We start from the raw sequence: 19,184 nt of genomic DNA, 5'->3' as shown, positions 1-19,184 counted from the left end.
GAGGGGTAGATGAAGACGTTTATAAGGCGGCTAGCCATTCTCGATTATTTACGTGCTTCTCGTGTTCAAAAGTCTACAGACGAGATTCTTAACCACCTCCTAAGTAGTGATTATTTTGAGAGTTATGGCTCGGCGGACACGCTAGAAAGCCTATCGGACTCTAATTACTCGGCTATTAGAAGAACCATACAAAGAGACCTTAACTTTCTTTATGGTGCCAATGATGTATTGAAAGACGAGGGGGATAATGAATTTGGACTAGAGGCGGAACGAGGAAGCGGAAAAAGCCTGCTGTGGTCGCTAGACCCTTACTCTACGCTAGCCTACGACTTTGAGAAAATGCCGACCTATCTCGCGTTGTCGTTCGCCATGACGCAAAAGCACCTGTCAGGCATTATGCCCAAAAACACACTGACGGAGATGGCGCGCTTCTTTAAAGATGCAGATTCTAAATTGCAAAAAGAAGCCTCAAAAGTGTCACCTCAACAATTTGGCCGGTTAAAAGATTCTGTCGAGTTTTATCAGCGAGGGCAACGACTGCAAGCGGCTAATTATGATATTACAGTGCTTGATACTATTTATAGGGCGATCTTAAAAGAGAAACAGTTAAATATACACTACCGAGGTAAAGCCTATCGGGTTCACCCATTCGGTGTTGTGATTCTTTTACCTAAGCTTTATTTAGTTGCAAAAAAGCACGAGGATATTAATAAGCCTAATGAATATAGACACTTTCTTATTCATAAAATTGATCAAATTGAAGTGGCCACCTATTCATCGAACGTCCCTGATCGCTTTAACTTAGCGACATATCTTGATGAAGGGAATATGGATGTCATGATCGACTACCAAGATAAAGCGCTTTATCAATTGGTATTACGGTTTAACATTTTTGAGCCCACTAATTTAATGGCAGACTTAGCTGAAAACCCCATCAGTCACGATCAAAGCTTAGTAAAAATAAGCCCGTCTATTTATGAGTTGACGGCCAGTGTGAAGCGAACCGTGCAACTTAAAAATTGGATTATGGGATTAGGGCGAGTGGCAACGGTTATTAAACCTAGCGTTATCCGTAATGACATTATTTCAGAACTGAAGGCATTATCAGAGAACTATACGGGTAAATAATAGTCTTTCCAACCTGCCAGATAAGTATAACTGTGCTAGTTCTAAGCACCATTTTCAGTAATATTTTTTCTATATTAAAAAATAACTGCTACATTGAAGTAGCATTTTTTGTTTTTTATTGGAAAGTGCTACTTCAATGTAGCAGTGTGGTTTTACTAATTCTCATAAATATGAGAAAAAGCATTCTTAATGAGCGCTAGGCATAAGAAGAATAATGAAATACAAAACCCAGTTTCCTGTGATTAAAAAAGACTTTGCGCTTAGGTTGAGAGCAGCAAGGGAAAAAAACGGTCGAAAGCTATCGAAGATGCATGTTGCCCGCTTAATTCAGGTCGATAGAAATACAATTGCCCGTTGGGAAGATCCTGAAGATAAAGCGTTACCCAACGATCTTATAAAGTTTAATAAGTTATGTGAGATTTTAGGTGTATCACCTCAATACCTGATGAACGGTATTAAAGAGTGGGAGTTGAGTGTTGCGCCAGAGCATCGAGAATTTATAAAGTTGTTTTATACCCGTTATCGCTTAAATTCCGACTACCTCTACTTTATTAAGTATTCAATGGTTCTTAGGGATGAAGTAATAGAGGCTCAAAATAAAGTATGGCAAGAAAGCAGAAAACAGTTCAAAGACATATTTGATAAAGAAGCGCGTCGTCATCAGCAGATAGTAATAGAAGACCAGCAACAGCGTGACGAAGAAAAGCAGCGGCAGTTAGAAGCGCTAAATTATCGTGAAGAAGAGCAGAGTAGGCTAACAGATTAAGTCAATAGATAGGCCTATCGATCCATTGACAGGCATTGTAACGTATATAATTAATTAAACAGCTGAAATGGGCTTATGTATCTTAGTCCAATAGTGCACAAGGCCTGCTAACTGATCAGCGCTTTGGAGAAAATGGTCTTCTTTGATTACATATGAGTTTGCACCCAATGTGTATGCTTCTTCTACAAGGCAAGGTTCATCACAGGAAGAAAAGATAACAACGGGAGTCATCAGGAATTCTTTTTGTGACCTTACTTTTCGTAAAATTTCTATACCACTCAGCTTGGGTAGTTTGACGTCAAGTATAATGAGTGTCGGTTGTTTTTTCGGGTGTGTTAAGTAGTTGTAAGCCTCTTCTCCATCAGAAAAGCTTGTAACTTTGCCGTTAAAACCACTGTTTTTTAGCTCTCTAATGGTCAGAAGTTCATCATCCGGGTTATCTTCAACCAAAATTATATGAGAGTGTTTACCTATAGCCATAATGCCTGCCGGATTAAAATAAAAGGAACCAGTTAACAATTCATAAATTATAACTCAATTGATTGTGTATTATTACAGGGTATTTGTTCATTGCTATTGTCTTACATCAGTTCGGCTAACTAAACACTAGCCTTTAAATATGTATAGTGATGTAGTTATTTAGAAATGCAGCAAGGATGATGCGCTTTAAACGATTTAGTTGTTCTGGTTGTCGTGTTTTTGCTTGTTAATTACGCGATTTAAGTGATTGATTCGGGATTCAGAGTGCTTAGTCGGTCAAATAGAGCTATATTTACTATATATTTAATAATTTCCGTATCTAACCCCTTGTTACTTGAAACTAAATTATGACAGATGAGCGTCGCCAAAAGCCTCGATTACCGTGGTTAAAATTTAACTCTAAAGTAAAAGTTCGTAGAGGGCTGTTCTCGAGTGAGTGGGTCAATATTGTCCCATTTGATTATAGTAAATACGGTATGGGTATTCAGACCGATGAAGTGTTTGAACTTAATAATACTGTTCAGTTAACTATTTCATTGGAGATGGAGGTGGGCGCTGTAGAGGTTGAGATAATTCCCGGAATTGTGAGGTATCGAGAAAAACACCATAGTCGATTTAACTATGGTATTGAGTTTGATTATAAGTCAAAGAGTATTAGCAAGGGGCAGGTTAAGACTGACTTAGAACATATTGAGCAGGTCTTAAAAAAGCATGATCAGATAAAAGCACGCCTTGATGGCATGTAGTTAGAGGTGGTTTATCTTTAATATTAAGCACCTGTTAATCATTGTTCTTTTGATTGTAGTTCTTGGTGTTGTTTTGATGCTGCCCCAGTTGATTAACAATCCATCTCATCTAGACGATAATGTGGTATCCCATGTAAGCTGCCTTTTAAATAAAGGTGAATGCACTTACCAGTCTTTAACTTACGGTGAACTAACCCTTTCAGTTACACCTAATAACTTTAAAGCATTAATACCACTGACGGTTACGTTGACCACGAATAACCCTAATATTACGCGCTCATTTGTCAGCCTAGATGGCAAAGATATGTATATGGGGCTAAACCAGTCTGAGCTTACTCAATCTGGCGGTAAAGGTCACTGGAAAGGTGTTATTACCATTCCCGTTTGTACTGTTGATGCCGAGATGGCATGGTTGTTCTCGGTAACTCTTCAAGGGCTTGAAACAGAGCGCTTAGTTTTTAACATTAAATCAAAACACTGACATAAACCTATGAAATTAAAATTATTAATACCGATATTGTTGTTAGCTATTTTATTTGCGGGTGTTTGGAGTGGGCTAGAGATTTACAATAGCGACGACCAGGATCCGTCAAAGCTAAAAGCTGCTTTTTTAACGGGCGGCGACTTTAAAATGACTGGAGGGGAAACTAAATTTGAACTTTCAGACGTGAAGGGGAAAGTGGTTTTACTTTACTTTGGTTTTACGTCTTGCCCTGATGTATGCCCAACAGGGTTATCGGTGATTAAATCTGCATTGCGAAAACTTGGCGATCAAGCAGATGATATTAACGTCCTGTTTATTACGTTGGACCCTGAGCGGGACACTGAACAGCGCTTAAATGAATATCTTCCATTTTTTGATGCCAGAATAATAGGGTTGAATGGTACAGCTTCTGAATTAGCAGCGGTGGCCAAACAGTATGGTGTCTATTATAAAAAAGTGAATTCTGAAGAGTCTTCTACGGGTTATACCGTTGATCATTCGGCCAACTTTTTCGTGATAGACCAAGACGGCGTATTAACTTATGTTTTAGATCACAATGTTAGCAGTAAAACGTTGGCAGAAATGATCCGTAAAGTGCATTAACCTCATTCCTACAGTCATACTGTGCGTTACTCCCTGTTATTTGATATTTTATCCGTGTAACATTATTTCACATTTGTCATGTGATCGTTTATTGGCGCTCTAGAGCCGTTGATATACGTTTAATTGCAAATATTGCGTAGTTTATTTTGAATTAAGTTGTCATTTGTACGTTGTCATTGTGAGGTTGCGGTAATGGATTATACGGAGAGTCTTAGAGGGGTTCTTGTTAGAAAAATCAATAAAGCCGAAAGAGATCTTCAGCAGCTAAAACTCGATTATTGCCGGTTTGTATATGGTATATCGCACCGCTCTAAAGTTGCTTGTGACGAGTCTGTTTATTTAGTTAAGGCTGTTGACCTTGATTCTATGGTTCGCAATGAAGAGGGAGAGTGGAGTAAGCCGCAGGTGTCAGGTGTTCTACTGGATAGTGATTTCAACCCTGTCGGGGGTGGTGTTATTCAGATAGGTAAGCGATGGGATTTAGTCGCATAGCGCTTATTCATATCTAGAATTAAATTGGAAAAGGGTTTTAATCAAACCCTTTTTTATTGCCTGTATTTTTTGGCGGCTAGCACTGAATAGCTAAAACTAGCAATACCGCTCAATGGATTAAGCAACAAATCCAAGTGAGTTCAAGTTGTTTAAAAGTGAGTGCTCTTCGGGGATAAACTTTTTTGATAACCACGTTCTTGCTGCATCTATACCCGCTGTGTACGCATTCTTTTCTACGGCTTGCTCGTCTGAGTGGTAGAGGTTTGAGATAAATCTATCTGCAAGCTCTTCGCTGTAACTAAGGTTCTTAGTGAGCAAATATCTCATCACGTCATCTTTATCGGTGCCTGTACAATCAAAATGCTCGGTTATTGCGTTTGCTGCACCCAGTAAGTAATAGCTAATCCCGCTGCCAATCCATTCTTGAGCTGGTGATAGAGGGTTGATACCGTTGCGCTTTATTTCAAATAATTGAATGCCTGTAAATATCTGAGAACTGGTAATGCTTTCAACTCTGGAGTTACGGCGATGTAGGTTTTGGTTGGCACTTAGGGGGTGGTTGATAGCATTTAACTTTAACTTAGGGCTGGTTGGCTCTACAGTGTTGTCGGATACTGCTATCTGTTGGTTGTTAAATAGTGTAGCGACCTGATAGGCTAAATAGGCTAGAAGACCCAAGAGCGTCAGCTCTGATGCGTGAATCAATAATGAAATCATTTCCATGTTATCCATACTGCTAGTGATTGTGAGACTATTATACCAAATGTTTCAAAATGTAACGTGATGCTTTCGGCAAGAAGTATGACTTACTGTTCACAAAAAAATAACAATAGCCTATGCTGACTTAAGTTGCTCTGCTGTAAAAAAACGATAGAGGTCTTCAAAGGTGAGGGGTTTGCTAAAGTAGTAGCCTTGAGCGTAATCACATTTATTAATAACCAGAAAGTCACGTTGATCTATATTCTCGACCCCTTCTGCAATCACCTTTAAGTTAAGTTTATGCGCAATGGCTATAATGGCGGAGGTGATTTCCATATCATTAAGGTCTTCAGGGATATCTCTTACGAATTCTCGATCAACCTTTAGTATGTCAACGGGCAACCTTTTCAAATAACTCAATGAGGAATACCCTGAACCAAAATCATCTATCGTGATGGTCGAACCTGTCGATTTAATTCGGTTTAGCTGCTCGATAACCTTATCGATGTTGTTCATTAGCATGCTTTCGGTGACTTCAATTTCTAGGTACTTTGGATTAAGGTCTGTTTCTTCAATGACATCAGCAATGACTTGCTCTAAATTTGGATCAGAAAACTGTCTTGATGATAAGTTTACGGCAACCTTAATGCTTTGGCCGGTGAGTTGTTGCAGCATTTGAGTTTGCATGCATGCGTTCTTTAATACCCATTCACCAATTTGAACAATTAGCCCTGTTTCTTCGGCAATACTTATAAATTCATCAGGAGCAACCAATCCTCGTTCAGGGTGATTCCATCGAATCAGCGCTTCAATGCTTGATATTGAGCCTGTTTTGAGACAAACCTGAGGTTGATAGACTAATGAGAATTCATCCATCTGTAGCGCGTGGCGAAGCTCTTGTTCAATATGAAGTAACTTAAGCGCTTTGGTATTGAGTTCTTCTGTAAAGAAATAGTAGCAGTCTCTACCTCGCTCTTTCGCTTGATATAAGGCCAGGTCGGCATTCTTCATTAATGAATCGACTTCTTGGCTATCGTTAGGTGTGAGTGTGATACCGATACTCGTTGATATAATCACCTCATGCTTACCCAGCATTATCGGTTCTTTAAGCTCTTTTAAGATTTGGTTAGCGATATGACTGATCGATTGGATATCATTGATATCATTTAATAATATTGTGAACTCATCTCCGCCCAAGCGAGCAACAGTATCTTGGGCTCTTACGCAAGATTTTAGTCGTTCAGCAACGATAAGCAGAAGCTCATCGCCCGCGTCGTGTCCAAGGGTATCGTTGATACGTTTAAATTGGTCGAGATCTAGAAATAATAATGCTGCTATATTTTGGCGTCGCTGAGAAGCCGCAATAGATTGCCCCATTCGATCTATAAAGAGGCGTCGATTTGCAAGTCCTGTTAATACATCGAATAATGCCAGTTGCTTCATTGCACTACTGGCTTCTTTAAGCTCTGTTATATCGATGCCCGATACTATGTAATTGGATATCTCGTTATTTTTATCGTAAACGGCCGAGATGGTTGTCGTACACCAAAAATGAGAGCCATCTTTTTTGTGGCTGAGCAGGTCACCTTTCCAATTATCTTTGAGACAATTCATATCCCAAGTGGGTACTTCTTCACCGTTGGGGAATTGGGTTAATCCAATAAGATCAATCGACCGGCCAATAGTATCGCTTTGCTCGTAGCCTGTTAGCTCACAGAACTTATCATTAATGTATTCGATAATCCCTTTGGTGTCGGTAATAGCGATTGATGCGCCACTATTTGTCACGGCGCTGCTTAATTTTACAAGTGAGAGTTCTGATTCTTCTCTTTGAGCGATGGTTTGTTGAAGTGTTAGATTAAGACGTATTAATACCAAGCAAATAACGCCAAACAATACGGCTATAAAGGCTGAAGCGACAAGCTTAAAACCTATCGTATTATCTCCCGCAATTAGGCCTGAGCCGGTCAAGCTCACAACAGCAACTGAAAGGGAGATTAAAGCTCCAGAAACAGCAAATTGTTTGATTAAGCGTTTTAGCACTAATCGAGTACCTATTAACAAAAGGGCTCTACTTGGTCACAAATAATATACCCGTGAATCAGTTGAGAGAGTCTATAAATAGTAATTCACAGGGTATTAAAGCGTTGTAACAGAATGGTAGCTTTATGTGGTTGAAACGTTACTGATGAGCTGGTCGTGTTACAAAACGCTGTATGAGAGTGCCATTGTAAAGGGGTTTTTACATTGATATACATGTTGGAAAATGTGTTATAGATTTTACATTTCATTTAAAAAGTTAGACGGGGAGTAGGCATAAAAAATGCCACCTTAAAGGTGGCATTTTAATATTGTTACTGCAGACAATTTAACTCTGTCATGCATAGGTCGTTATGGTTTATTTGCATCTGTTTTTTTGGAGGCAGGTTTTGTTGCAGCAGACTTTTGAGCGGCTGGTTTTTTAGCTGCAGGCTTTTTGGCTGCGGGTTTCTTAGCCGTTGTTTTCTTGGCTGCAGGCTTTTTGGCTGCAGGTTTAGCTGTAGTCGTTTTGGCAGTGGCTGGTTTTTTAGTCGCCGTCGTTTTTTTTGCTGCAGGTTTCTTAGCAGCAGTTTTTTGGGGGGGGGCTTTCTTTGCGGCGGGTTTTTTTTCTGCAGCTTTGGTTGTTGATTTAGCCGGTGTTTTTTTGGTTGTGGTCGTCGTTGAAGCTGTTTTGTTTTTGGTGGCTGCTTTGGTCGGTTTGTTATCTGCTTTTGCGTTAACGCCAAGCTTCTCTAAAATATTATTTTGAAGTTCAGTAAACTCTTCTACTCTTCGATCGAACTCGCTATGAAAACGTTTTAGTTCGCGTTCTCTGACTGCGTCCATGTCTTCCATTAGTTTCTTAATGGGGTCTTGAATTTGTCCTTGAAGAGTATCAAATTGTTTTTGGGCATCACTCACTAACTTGTCGAAGTGAGAAGACGTTTTTTCGAACTCTTGATTAATGCGGTTAATGATTTTGTCGATGCCTAACTTATCGTTTTTTGCCATCCTAGTATTCTCCCATTAAGAAAAGTAGCAAGTCATTACAGTTTAACACTAATTTAAATTGACGCATGATTAAGCATTAAAATTGTTAACTTGTATCAAGTTAGGGGAGGTTTTTACTAGAAATTAAAGGGCCGCTTGAGAAAGAACGAGAACTTTATTGCTTATTTTTATTTTTTTATTAACCAATTCGACCATGCGGTTTATAGGTGAATCAATTACAGTGGCGCCTTTTGCGGCGTCGCTATTAAGTTCTAGCTCATAGAAGAAGCAGCTACACTCTTTTTTCTGTTTTTTTACCGTTACCGTTAATGAATCAATAACGAGGTCGGTAGGCTCTAAACTTAGGCTTAAAGAAATAGTAATTTTGCTATCCAGCGCAAACAGTTCGTCTGTTTTGATGATGCAATGGGTGTTGTTTAGGGAGAAGGTTTTAACATCAACCCACTCGCTTTTTAAAAAACCACGGCGAACTTTAACACGAATTGTTAGGTCGGGTATTTGAGCGTTTAGCTGAGTCGTATCCCAAATCGCTGTCAAAATTTATTGTTCCTTCAAATGTTGTTCGCTGTTTAAAATGCCTGATCAAATTCTAAGCTTTGTTATAAAAATTGCAAGTATTTCATTAGATTGTTGCGGATTCTTAATGCAATTTTTAGTTATTAGTAATGTTGTCAGTTTAGCGTTAAATTGCTTCTATAAGGGTTTCTTCTTGTTTAATTTGGTATCTTTTTGCGTATGAATCTACGGCACTGGGTGTGTTTATAGTGTGCTGAATTTGGTTTTAATGTTAATTCTCTAAATGTTTGTTAAGGTTATGATATTTATGATTAAATATTGTTATGGTGTGTCTTTTTAACGTTGTTTAATCATCATAATTTAAATAAACCGTCTATCTCTGGCATTTAAATACGAACAATTCATAATAGTGGTATAACTTTATTGGGGGTACAACATGACACATAATTTAACGCCACTTGTGATTTATCACGGTACAGGTTGTTTAGATGGTTTTGGGAGCGCTTACGCCGCGTATAGCTATTTTAAAAAGCAGAAGGGTGTTGATGCTGAATATGTTGGTGCAGGCCATGGCGATACTCTAAATGCAGACGTCAAAGGTCGAGATGTTTATATTGTAGATTTTTCATATAAACGGGATATCTTAAGCGTTATTTGTGAGCAAGCAAATAAGGTCGTCATACTTGATCATCATATTAGTGCGCAAAAAGACTTAGATGGGCTTGATGAACAATATAGCAATTTAACCGTTGTGTTCGATATGGGCCGTTCTGGGGCTGTCATTACGTGGGAGTACTTTCATGAAGAACCCGTTCCACCGTTATTAGCGCATATCCAAGATAGAGATTTGTGGCAATTCCGCATTCCTGATAGCAAACATGTTAATGCTGCACTGATGTCTTATCCTTACGAATTTGAACTTTGGGATGAGTTTACTCAAAGCCCAGATCACTTAAATACACTGATTATTGAAGGGCGAGCGATTAATCGTTTTAGAAATAAGATGATTGAGAACTATAAGAAAAAAGCCGTATTTGGAAAAATTGCGGGCTATACCGTGCCTATCGTAAGTTGCCCAAATGTAATCACGAGTGAACTGCTAGGGGAGTTAGCAGCAGGTCATCCATTTGCCGCCAGTTATAGTGACAAAGTCGATAAGAGAGGGTGGTCGCTACGATCAACCAAAGAAGGGCTTAATGTGGCTGATATTGCTGCAGCATTCGGTGGGGGTGGTCATCCGAACGCCGCAGGGTTTGCTACCGCGATCACAGAGCAAGTATTTGTAGTGATACCTGAAAAGTAACGCTATCGTCTACTTGGCTTTTTGTTCACTTTCGGTTTTGATCTTTTACGGCTATAGGGGCTGCTGTTTGTATTGGCAGCACCTTTAGTGCGAGAGTCAGAGGTTTCTCTTGGTGGTAAGCCAGTGTGTTGCGTTAGTATTTCGCCTTGCTTAGGTTGTCTCGCTCTGCTTTGACCGGGCTTGGCGCCTAATTTTGAACCTGTGTTTCTTTTTGCATTGTCCGCTCGATTTCTTCCAGCATACGGCTTTGCACTGTCTCTTGGTTGAGTTGCAGGCACTAAGTGTTTTTCGCCATTTCCGATAAGGTGCGATTTGCCCATTCGGGTAAGTGCTTCTCTTAAAATCGGCCAGTTAGCAGGGTCATGATAACGTAAGAACGCTTTATGAAGTTTACGTTGTCTAGCACCTTTAGGAACGTTCATCGCCTTTGACTTGTAATCTAAGCGATGTAGTGGGTCACGACCTGTGTGGTACATAGTGGTCGCATTGGCCATTGGTGAAGGGTAAAAGTTTTGCACTTGATCTGCTTTAAATCCATTTGATTTAAGCCAGATAGCCAAGTTCATCATGTCTTCATCGGTCGTGCCTGGGTGTGCTGAAATAAAGTATGGAATCAAAAACTGCTGCTTGCCTGCTTCTTTAGAAAACTTGTCAAACAACTCTTTAAAGCGATTGTAAGTGCCCATGCCGGGCTTCATCATTTTAGAGAGCGGCGCGTCTTCGGTATGTTCAGGTGCGATTTTTAAATACCCACCTACATGGTGAGTCACTAGCTCTTTAATGTACTCAGGGTCTTCAACCGCAAGGTCATAGCGTAAACCAGAGGCGACCATAATGCGTTTGATGCCTTTAATTTTGCGTGCACGTCGATACAGCTGGGTAGTCGGTGAGTGGTCAGTAATAAGGTTGGAGCAGATCGTTGGGTACACACAACTTAACCGCCTGCATCCTGCCTGAATTTCATCACTTTTACAGGCAAGTTGATACATGTTAGCCGTTGGACCACCTAAGTCTGAGATCGTACCTGTAAAGCCTGGCGTTGTATCGCGAATGGCTTCTATTTCTCTCACAATCGAGTCTTCAGAGCGGTTTTGAATGATGCGGCCTTCATGTTCTGTAATAGAACAGAATGAGCAACCACCAAAACAACCACGCATTATATTGACTGAGAAACGAATCATGTCATAAGCAGGAATTATTGCATCACCATAGCTTGGATGAGGCACTCGCTTAAATGCTTGCTCAAATACGTTATCAAGCTCATCGGTAGATAATGGTATAGGGGGCGGATTAAGCCATACAAAGCGCTCACCATGGGGTTGTACAAGTGTGAATGCATTTGATGGGTTGGTTTCTAGGTGCAATACGCGAGAGGTGTGAGCGTACAGCACGGGGTCTTTACTTACTTTTTCAAAGGAGGGTAGTTTAATGTAGGTTTTCTTTGTCCCTTCAGGCGCTAAAATTCTAACAACGCTTGTGTGTTTATCCTCTGAGGTGCTGTCGTTGGTATCTTCTTCGCCTGTACTGCAAGATGGTGCACCATCACTATAACCGGGAACGTTATAGGGGTTATCTTTAACGAATGCTTTGCCAGGTTTGTCTACGCGTGTGGAGTCTTTTTCTTCCCAGTCAGTAGGTAGCGAAGATAGCATTACTGCCGTACCGCGAACATTTGTGATGCTTTTTATATCTTCGCCGTTTGCAATGCGGTGGCTCACTTCTACTAGTGCTCTTTCAGCGTTGCCGTAAAATAGTAAGTCTGCTTTTGAATGTTGTAAAACAGAACGACGCACTTTGTCTGACCAATAATCATAATGCGCTATGCGTCGTAGGCTTGCTTCAATGCCACCAATAAGCACAGGTCTGTCTTTATAGGCTTCTTTACATCGCTGAGTATAAACAATGACCGCACGGTCAGGTCTTTTGCCGCCCTCGTTGTTAGGGGTGTAGGCATCATCATGTCGAATTTTAAGGTCAGAGGTGTAGCGGTTGATCATTGAGTCCATATTGCCTGCTGAAACGGCAAAATACAGATTAGGCTTACCCAACTTCATAAACTCATCTTTGCTTGACCAGTCTGGTTGGGCAATGATGCCGACCCTAAAACCTTGTGCCTCAAGTAAGCGGCCAACAACAGCCATACCAAAACTAGGGTGATCGACGTAAGCGTCACCGCTAATAATGATAATGTCGCAACTATCCCAGCCGAGTTCATCCATTTCAGCACGAGACATCGGTAAAAAAGGCGCCGTTCCATAACACTCAGCCCAGTATTTGGGATAAGAAAATAGTGACTTTGATGCATGCATAATGAGGGATAACCTGAAATAGTAAGAGTTGAGCAAAAAAATCTATTTTACCTGATCAATCTATTTCTGACTAATTTAGTGGGGGATTATTCAAAGCCTTTTACTTTAAATGCGAGCGATAGCCATTATAACGCTTATTGCTGCGAAGCAAACTGACTTTTAAACTACTGAATTTGTAGTATGTTTGATTAACCTCACATTTCTCTCGGAAGATGGTGGGGAATAAGGGGGCGATACATTACACTGGCGCGACTGACGTATGCTTTATGAATCAATAAGAATAGGATGTAAAAATAAAAATGAAAGATAAGTATTGGTTGATGGGGCCCGTATATGACGCACTTAGCTTTGTATTTGCTGGTAATTCAATTTTAAGGTGTAAATGCTCAATGCTAACGCCCGAAAATTTAAAACCGGGTGATAAGGTGTTATTTGCAGGTATTGGTCATGGCAAAGAAGCTATCTATGCTGCAGAGCAAGGCGCAGATGTGACTGTTGTTGATTTATCTAAGGCCATGTTAGATAAATTTAAACAAGGGCTAGATAAAACCAACAAAGACCTCAAAATCAATATCGTCCATAGCGATATCATGAAAGTAGAAGCGTTTGGCAAATACGACATGGTCGTGGCCAATTTCTTTCTGAATGTCTTTGATGAATCATTTATGGCAGAGGTGCTAAGCCACCTGATAAAACTCGGTAAAGAAGATGCATTCATCGTAGTGGGTGATTTTGCCATTCCAGAAGGTAACGTTCTCGCTCGTTTTGCTAAGCGCATGTATTGGTATCTTGCTATTGGAATATTTTGGATTACCACCGGAGCAGCCCTTCACCCTGTGTATGACTACCGGGGGCATATGACGCGGCAGGGGCTTAATGTTATCGATAAAAAGCACAGTACTGTGTTAGGTATCAATGCTTATACGGCTTTTTTAGGGAAGAAAACCCCTTCTAGTTAATTTCAGATCATCATTATGGATAATGCAATTGGTGCTATTCTTATTAGATGTGCACCTCTTTAATAAAAGGATGTTAATTATGTTAAGGCAATTCGTTCACTCCGTTAGTGTTATTACATTAATGGCTATTAGTATTGTGGGTAGAGCCGACTCAACTACATCTGAGCAGTTTATTAAAGCGCTAACTGAGCGTTTGGAAATAACGCTTACAGAAGCTAAAAACAATAAGCAGCTCTCTAATATTGAGTATATCGACGAACTTATTGATCAAGAGATTCTTCCTCAGTTGAACCTTGAGGTCCTTTCTAAAAGAATCTACAGAGAGCATTGGAAAGAGATTGTTGATAAGAACAAAAAACAAGAAGCGATTAATGCCGTTGTGCTATCGCTTAAGCGGACCTATCGGTTGGCGGTGAGTTCTTATGACGGACAAAAAATAGAAATTGTAGAGAGCAAAAGTCTAAAGTCTTATGACATCGTTAGGATTAAAATAGCGACGGATGGAGACAAAGATCATATGATCGACTTTGCCCTTCGTCAATTTGATAGCGCTTGGAAGGTATTCGATTTTTCTGTTGATGGCATCGGTATTAGTAAAACGCTTTACGGTTCTATTAGCCAGCAGATTCAAAGTGATGGGTTAGAGAAAACACTTGAGGCATTGGCCCAATCTGGCCGCGCTAACACAGATTCTTAATCGTTCACCCTGAATACACGTAGCTAATTAAATGAACAGATTTATTTTTCCAGTATTAGGTAAGCTTTATCAGTTTCCTAAAATAGTGCTGTTAGGGCTTACCTTAATCGTGTTGATATTATCAACGCAATATCATCGATTACATCTAGATGCTTCGGCCGACTCATTGGTGCTAGAGGGAGATAGGGCACTAGACGTTTATCGTGATATTAATAAACGGTATGGTTCAGAAGACTTTTTAGTTATCACATTTAGTCCTAAGGAGCCGCTATTTTCAAATGCTGCTCTCGCGACGCTGCAATCATTAAAAGAAGAACTGCAAGCACTACAGCAAGTGTCGAGTGTAGTGACTATTCTAGACGTGCCCTTGTTGTATAGCCCTCCCGTAAAGCTCAGTGAGTTGTCAGAGGGGATACGCTATCTGTCTAATGACGCAACCGATAGGGCGCTAGCAAGAGCAGAATTTACGAATAGTCCGTTATATTCTCAGCTATTAACGAGCGAAAATTTCGATACAACGGCTATTCAAGTCAACCTAAAGCGCGATGATACGTTTTTCAAACTTCTGTATGAGCGAGATCAATTACGAGATAAACAAACGGTTGAAGGGCTAACCCCTAGTGAGCAGCAAGCATTAGAATCTGCAGAGCAAGCCTATAGTGATTATTTGGTTGAAAGTAATAACCGCCAAGACGTGTTAGTCGAAAATGTCCGCAATATATTAGACGGATATAGAGATCGTGGGACGCTATACCTAGGCGGTGTTCCAATGATCGCATCAGACATGATCGATTTTATCAAAAACGACATTGTCGTATTTGGTATTGGTATTATCGTGTTTATTGTTTTGTTATTGGCCGTTATTTTTAGGCGTATCGTCTGGGTATTGCTGCCCCTGTTTACATGCTTGATGGCTGTGGCTGTTATGTTGGGCGTTATATCAATGCTTGACTGGAAGTTGACAGTGATTTCATCAAACTTCGTTGCATTATTGATGATTATCACACTATCTATCACTATTCACCTCGCTGTTAGATTTCGCGAACTCAGTACCGATTACACTCAATCATCGCCGTTTGAATTGGTGATGAATACCGTTCGTTATATGTTACGGCCTTGTTTATATACTGCTGTGACGACCATCGTTGCGTTTGCCTCGCTTGTGGTAAGCGGTATCAGGCCTGTTATTGATTTCGGGTGGATGATGACAATAGGTGTTACCGGTGCATTTGTCGTGACATTTTTGGTCATTCCTGCTGGCTTGATGCTAGTACCGCTTAAGCGTAGTAAGGCTATTAAGGTAAGCAGTCAGTCGCCCGCGTTTACATTGTTTTTTGCAAAAGTCGCAGATAAATACAGTGCCTGGGTGTGGTTACTTAGTTTTATTTTGTTAGCGGTTAGTATCATAGGTGTTAGCCAGCTAAAAGTTGAGAATCGCTTTATTGATTACTTTGATGAAAATACCGAAATATATCAGGGTATGGAGGTCATTGATCAAAAATTAGGTGGTACGATACCGCTTGATATTATTATCAGAGTGAACTCTCAGTCAAAAGAGGTTGCTCAGTTAGATCGGCCGTTGTCAGACGTAAACAACGATAACAATAAAGTTGAAACAGATACGTTTGAAGACATTTCTTTTGATGTGTTTGATGCAGGTTTAGAGGACCCGTTTGGCGATAAGCCCAGCACCACTTTCGGTTACTGGTTTACGCGTCATGGGTTAACTAAAATCGAGCAACTTCACCATCATGTAGATCAGCTTGAAGAAACCGGTAAGGTCATTTCTTTAGCATCGTTATATCAGGTTATGAAAGATGTGACTGGTGCAGATATTGATGATTTTCAATTGGCGCTGATTGGTCAAAACCTAACAGATGACATTAAGCGTGCCTTGGTTAACCCTTACATTTCAAAAGATGGGAATGAAGCAAGAATCACGGTTCGGGTTAAAGAAACCAGTTATCAACTTAACCGTAATATATTGTTAGAGCAGCTAGAAGAGTACCTTCAAGATGAAATGGGATTAAGTAGAAGCGAATATGAGCTAACCGGTATGCTGGTGCTTTATAACAATATGCTTCAAAGTCTATTTAGCTCTCAAATAGTCACGCTGGGTGCTGTTTTTTTTGCTATCACATTAATGTTTACGCTGTTATTTAGGTCATTATTTATGGCTCTCATTGCTATTACTCCCAACTTATTGGCTGCAGGTATGGTGCTAGGGGGGATGGGAGTATTAGGGATTCCATTAGATATGATGACAATAACCGTTGCGGCCATAACCGTCGGTATTGGTGTTGATGATACTATCCATTACATCCACCGGTTTAAAGATGAGTTTGCAAAAGATCAAAATTACGTAGCCACGATGTACCGGTGTCACGGTAGTATCGGTCGGGCGATGTTTTATACTTCTGTGATTATTATTATCGGGTTTTCTATACTCACGCTGTCTAACTTTACGCCAACTATATACTTCGGCTTATTAACGGGCTTTGCAATGTTCTCAGCGCTGCTGGGTTCATTAGTGCTATTGCCTCGGTTAATATTAACGCTAAAGCCGTTAGGTAAAGGTGTGCAATAAACTAAGTTAGTCACTTTATTTAAGTAGATGTTAAATTTAAACGCGTTGTTTCAGGAGATTTGAATGAGCCATAAATCGTTTGACTGGGGTGACCCTTTAAATATTGAAAGCACATTGACTGACGAAGAGCGGATGATAAGAGATACTGTTCATGAGTACGCACAAGAAAAGTTAATGACAAGAGTTCTGCTTGCTAATCGAGAAGAACGCTTTGATCGAGAGATCATGACCGAACTCGGTGAGTTAGGGTTATTAGGCGCAACGTTACCCGAAAAATACGGTTGTGCGGGTGTTAACTATGTTAGCTACGGACTCATTGCGAGAGAAGTTGAGCGTGTCGATAGTGGATATCGGTCTGCCATGAGTGTGCAATCATCGTTAGTCATGCATCCGATTTATGCCTATGGAACAGAGCAACAACGAAATAAATATTTACCTAAGTTAGCAAGCGGTGAATGGGTAGGGTGCTTTGGATTAACTGAGCCTGACGCTGGTTCAGACCCCGGCAGCATGCTAACCAAAGCGACAAAAGTTAAGGGTGGGTATCGGCTTTCTGGTGCGAAAATATGGATAACAAATTCGCCTATCGCAGATGTGCTCGTTGTTTGGGCTAAGTTAGAAGGTGTTATTAAAGGCTTTGTCTTAGAACGAGGAATGGAAGGACTTAGTACCCCCAAGATAGAAGGTAAGTTCTCATTACGTGCCTCTGTTACAGGTGAGATTGTGATGGATAATGTGTTCGTTCAAGAGGCGCATATTCTACCCAACATAGAAGGCTTAAAGGGCCCATTTGGGTGCTTAAACAAAGCACGCTATGGGATAGCTTGGGGAGCATTAGGGGCCGCTGAATTTTGTTGGCATGCTGCAAGGCAGTATGCGTTAGATCGACATCAGTTTAACCGCCCATTAGCGGCCACCCAATTAATTCAAAAAAAGCTAGCAGATATGCAAACCGAGATAAGTATCGGGTTAATGAGCTGTTTGCAGGCTGGGCGTTTAATGGATTTAGACAAGCTGCCGCCGGAAACCATTTCTTTAATTAAGCGGAATTCTTGCGGTAAAGCATTGGATATAGCAAGAGCTGCTAGAGACATTCATGGCGGGAACGGTATATCCGATGAGTATCATGTTATTAGGCATGTGATGAATCTAGAAGCGGTTAATACCTACGAAGGGACTCATGACGTACATGCACTTATACTCGGGCGAGCACAAACAGGCATTCAGGCGTTTTTTTAGGACGCAAGTGGTTGAGTGAGCGTTAGATTAGCCCTGTATAGATTAATGAAAGCAGGCTCTTTAAAAGAGCCTGTCCTAGCACTGATACAAACACAGACGTTCGTCATCTTATTAACTTTGATTGCGTCGATATTCTAATTTATTTTCTATAAACACAATCTCTGAACGACCTGCAAGCCAATCTCGGTCGTAGGGCGATATTAGGTATATGGCAAACACGAATAAATAGAAAATGCCAAACATATAAGAATACGATAAAGTCGCAACGCCTATAAATAACACACTACCTAGCTGTAAGTAGGTTTGTAGTTCGGTAAGGTTTTCACTTTTAGTGGTTTGTTTTAACCCTGTAAATAAAAGATAGAGTTTAGTGCTGACAAAAACGGTTAAGGTAAACACAATAAACAATACTATATTGTGTGTGTTTAGCCCGTTTATAAGAAAGTTAGCCAAAGAAAATAATAACGACACCTGTACCAAGCGGATAGGTGTTTTGTCACTTAAGTCCATTTTAAATCCCCTGTAATTTAAGTCGCCTATTGTTATCACTCCCTTAATGTAGTCCAAAAAAACAAGATTAGGGAGTTAAAAAATAGTAATACATCTAACTCATTCAAGCGCCGTTAAAGTTTAAAAATTGGTATAATTATTGATCTCTACGCCTAATATGTTGTTTATGGCTGTGTTTATTTATACTTACGGCTAGAAACACGCAATTTCATTAAAAGGAACCGTTTTGAACTGGTCAATTGAAAACTTATCCGATAAGCAGGTACTTCACTCAACTATATGTGAAAAAACCACAGAAGAGGGGGTTAAATTGTCTGCTTTAGCTGTGGCAGATTATGCATTGGCAATGCTAGGTGACAGTATTGAAGATGATGCAATGTATTGTTTATTTGATTGGGATGAAGCAGATGCCAAACTACGCATCTTAGTGACTGACCATCGCAAGGAAAATGATGGTAAAAATGTTGTAGATGTTCAGTTTACAGGCTTAGAGCAAGCTGATTTTGATGACAAAACAGAAACGCTAAAATTTTGGTTACGGGACCATCTCACGACCAGTGCAGATTATTTAAGATATTCGTTAGTAGCAGGCTTTACTCGAAACGGGCGTGAAACAGTAGAGTTGATGTAACTCGC

At 40.2% G+C, this 19,184-nt stretch carries 19 protein-coding genes; 12 read left to right on the top strand and 7 right to left on the bottom strand.

The genetic code is table 11. From position 1 onward, the window contains the following. Nucleotides 1-9 precede the first annotated feature (9 nt). Both NKI27_RS11030 and NKI27_RS11025 read left to right on the top strand, forming a co-directional pair. Entirely contained in the window at nt 10-1,128 is a 1,119-nt protein-coding gene (locus tag NKI27_RS11030; RefSeq protein ID WP_265046109.1) for a helix-turn-helix transcriptional regulator, read from the top strand. 214 nt (nt 1,129-1,342) lie between these two features. Then, nucleotides 1,343-1,894 carry a helix-turn-helix domain-containing protein gene (locus tag NKI27_RS11025; RefSeq protein WP_265046108.1) on the top strand — a complete coding sequence of 184 codons (552 nt, stop codon included), beginning with the start codon at nt 1,343-1,345 and terminating at the stop codon, nt 1,892-1,894. A 54-nt stretch (nt 1,895-1,948) separates the two neighbouring features. On the opposite strand, the gene NKI27_RS11020 is transcribed toward NKI27_RS11025, so the two are convergent. Next, nucleotides 1,949-2,374 (bottom strand): response regulator, encoded by a 426-nt coding sequence (locus NKI27_RS11020; RefSeq protein WP_265046107.1) that lies wholly within the window; start codon nt 2,372-2,374, stop codon nt 1,949-1,951. Nucleotides 2,375-2,721: 347 nt separating this feature from the next. On the opposite strand from NKI27_RS11020, the gene NKI27_RS11015 reads away from it, so the two are divergent. From NKI27_RS11015 to NKI27_RS11000, 4 genes are all read left to right on the top strand, one after another. Beyond that, nucleotides 2,722-3,120 carry a PilZ domain-containing protein gene (locus NKI27_RS11015; RefSeq protein ID WP_265046106.1) on the top strand — a complete coding sequence of 133 codons (399 nt, stop codon included), beginning with the start codon at nt 2,722-2,724 and terminating at the stop codon, nt 3,118-3,120. Between the two features lie 76 nt (nt 3,121-3,196). Further along, nucleotides 3,197-3,601 carry a hypothetical protein gene (locus tag NKI27_RS11010; RefSeq protein WP_265046105.1) on the top strand — a complete coding sequence of 135 codons (405 nt, stop codon included), beginning with the start codon at nt 3,197-3,199 and terminating at the stop codon, nt 3,599-3,601. 9 nt (nt 3,602-3,610) lie between these two features. After that, nucleotides 3,611-4,207, top strand: a complete 597-nt coding sequence (locus NKI27_RS11005; protein WP_265046104.1) for an SCO family protein — start codon at nt 3,611-3,613, stop codon at nt 4,205-4,207. 192 nt (nt 4,208-4,399) lie between these two features. Continuing rightward, entirely contained in the window at nt 4,400-4,699 is a 300-nt protein-coding gene (locus tag NKI27_RS11000) for a hypothetical protein (protein ID WP_265046103.1), read from the top strand. A gap of 117 nt (nt 4,700-4,816) precedes the next feature. Here NKI27_RS11000 and NKI27_RS10995 read toward each other — a convergent pair whose 3' ends face one another. The 4 genes from NKI27_RS10995 to NKI27_RS10980 all read right to left on the bottom strand — a co-directional run bounded on the left by NKI27_RS10995 (nt 4,817) and on the right by NKI27_RS10980 (nt 8,965). Further along, a complete protein-coding gene (locus NKI27_RS10995) occupies nt 4,817-5,416 on the bottom strand; it encodes a hypothetical protein (protein ID WP_265046102.1) in 600 nt (199 codons plus the stop codon). A 117-nt stretch (nt 5,417-5,533) separates the two neighbouring features. Then, complete coding sequence (locus NKI27_RS10990; protein ID WP_265046101.1) at nt 5,534-7,441, bottom strand: putative bifunctional diguanylate cyclase/phosphodiesterase; 1,908 nt, start codon at nt 7,439-7,441, stop codon at nt 5,534-5,536. 348 nt (nt 7,442-7,789) lie between these two features. Further along, nucleotides 7,790-8,428 (bottom strand): hypothetical protein, encoded by a 639-nt coding sequence (locus NKI27_RS10985; RefSeq protein WP_265046100.1) that lies wholly within the window; start codon nt 8,426-8,428, stop codon nt 7,790-7,792. A gap of 123 nt (nt 8,429-8,551) precedes the next feature. Further along, on the bottom strand, nt 8,552-8,965 hold the full coding sequence (locus NKI27_RS10980; protein WP_265046099.1) for a hypothetical protein: 414 nt from the start codon (nt 8,963-8,965) through the stop codon (nt 8,552-8,554). A 415-nt stretch (nt 8,966-9,380) separates the two neighbouring features. On the opposite strand from NKI27_RS10980, the gene NKI27_RS10975 reads away from it, so the two are divergent. Then, nucleotides 9,381-10,247: a DHH family phosphoesterase gene (locus tag NKI27_RS10975; RefSeq protein WP_265046098.1), complete on the top strand. Its 867-nt coding sequence runs from the start codon at nt 9,381-9,383 to the stop codon at nt 10,245-10,247. A gap of 2 nt (nt 10,248-10,249) precedes the next feature. Here the strand turns inward: NKI27_RS10975 and NKI27_RS10970 are convergent, their stop codons facing one another. Then, complete coding sequence (locus tag NKI27_RS10970) at nt 10,250-12,556, bottom strand: YgiQ family radical SAM protein (protein WP_265046097.1); 2,307 nt, start codon at nt 12,554-12,556, stop codon at nt 10,250-10,252. A gap of 299 nt (nt 12,557-12,855) precedes the next feature. Between NKI27_RS10970 and NKI27_RS10965 the strand changes: the two genes are divergently transcribed. The 4 genes from NKI27_RS10965 (at nt 12,856) to NKI27_RS10950 (ending at nt 18,038) form a co-directional block, all read left to right on the top strand. Further along, nucleotides 12,856-13,515: a class I SAM-dependent methyltransferase gene (locus NKI27_RS10965; RefSeq protein ID WP_265046096.1), complete on the top strand. Its 660-nt coding sequence runs from the start codon at nt 12,856-12,858 to the stop codon at nt 13,513-13,515. A 79-nt stretch (nt 13,516-13,594) separates the two neighbouring features. Next, nucleotides 13,595-14,212, top strand: coding sequence for an MlaC/ttg2D family ABC transporter substrate-binding protein (locus tag NKI27_RS10960; RefSeq protein ID WP_265046095.1), 618 nt, complete (start codon nt 13,595-13,597; stop codon nt 14,210-14,212). A gap of 31 nt (nt 14,213-14,243) precedes the next feature. Beyond that, nucleotides 14,244-16,799 carry an efflux RND transporter permease subunit gene (locus tag NKI27_RS10955; RefSeq protein ID WP_265046094.1) on the top strand — a complete coding sequence of 852 codons (2,556 nt, stop codon included), beginning with the start codon at nt 14,244-14,246 and terminating at the stop codon, nt 16,797-16,799. 63 nt (nt 16,800-16,862) lie between these two features. Then, nucleotides 16,863-18,038 carry an acyl-CoA dehydrogenase gene (locus NKI27_RS10950; RefSeq protein ID WP_265046093.1) on the top strand — a complete coding sequence of 392 codons (1,176 nt, stop codon included), beginning with the start codon at nt 16,863-16,865 and terminating at the stop codon, nt 18,036-18,038. A gap of 111 nt (nt 18,039-18,149) precedes the next feature. Here the strand turns inward: NKI27_RS10950 and NKI27_RS10945 are convergent, their stop codons facing one another. Beyond that, complete coding sequence (locus NKI27_RS10945; RefSeq protein WP_265046092.1) at nt 18,150-18,548, bottom strand: hypothetical protein; 399 nt, start codon at nt 18,546-18,548, stop codon at nt 18,150-18,152. A 226-nt stretch (nt 18,549-18,774) separates the two neighbouring features. Between NKI27_RS10945 and NKI27_RS10940 the strand changes: the two genes are divergently transcribed. Continuing rightward, entirely contained in the window at nt 18,775-19,179 is a 405-nt protein-coding gene (locus NKI27_RS10940) for a hypothetical protein (RefSeq protein ID WP_265046091.1), read from the top strand. The last annotated feature ends 5 nt before the right edge of the window (nt 19,180-19,184 follow it).

This window comes from Alkalimarinus alittae (assembly GCF_026016465.1).
In the GTDB taxonomy this organism is placed as follows: domain Bacteria; phylum Pseudomonadota; class Gammaproteobacteria; order Pseudomonadales; family Oleiphilaceae; genus Alkalimarinus; species Alkalimarinus alittae.
This window is presented reverse-complemented; position numbering and strand designations above follow the sequence as displayed.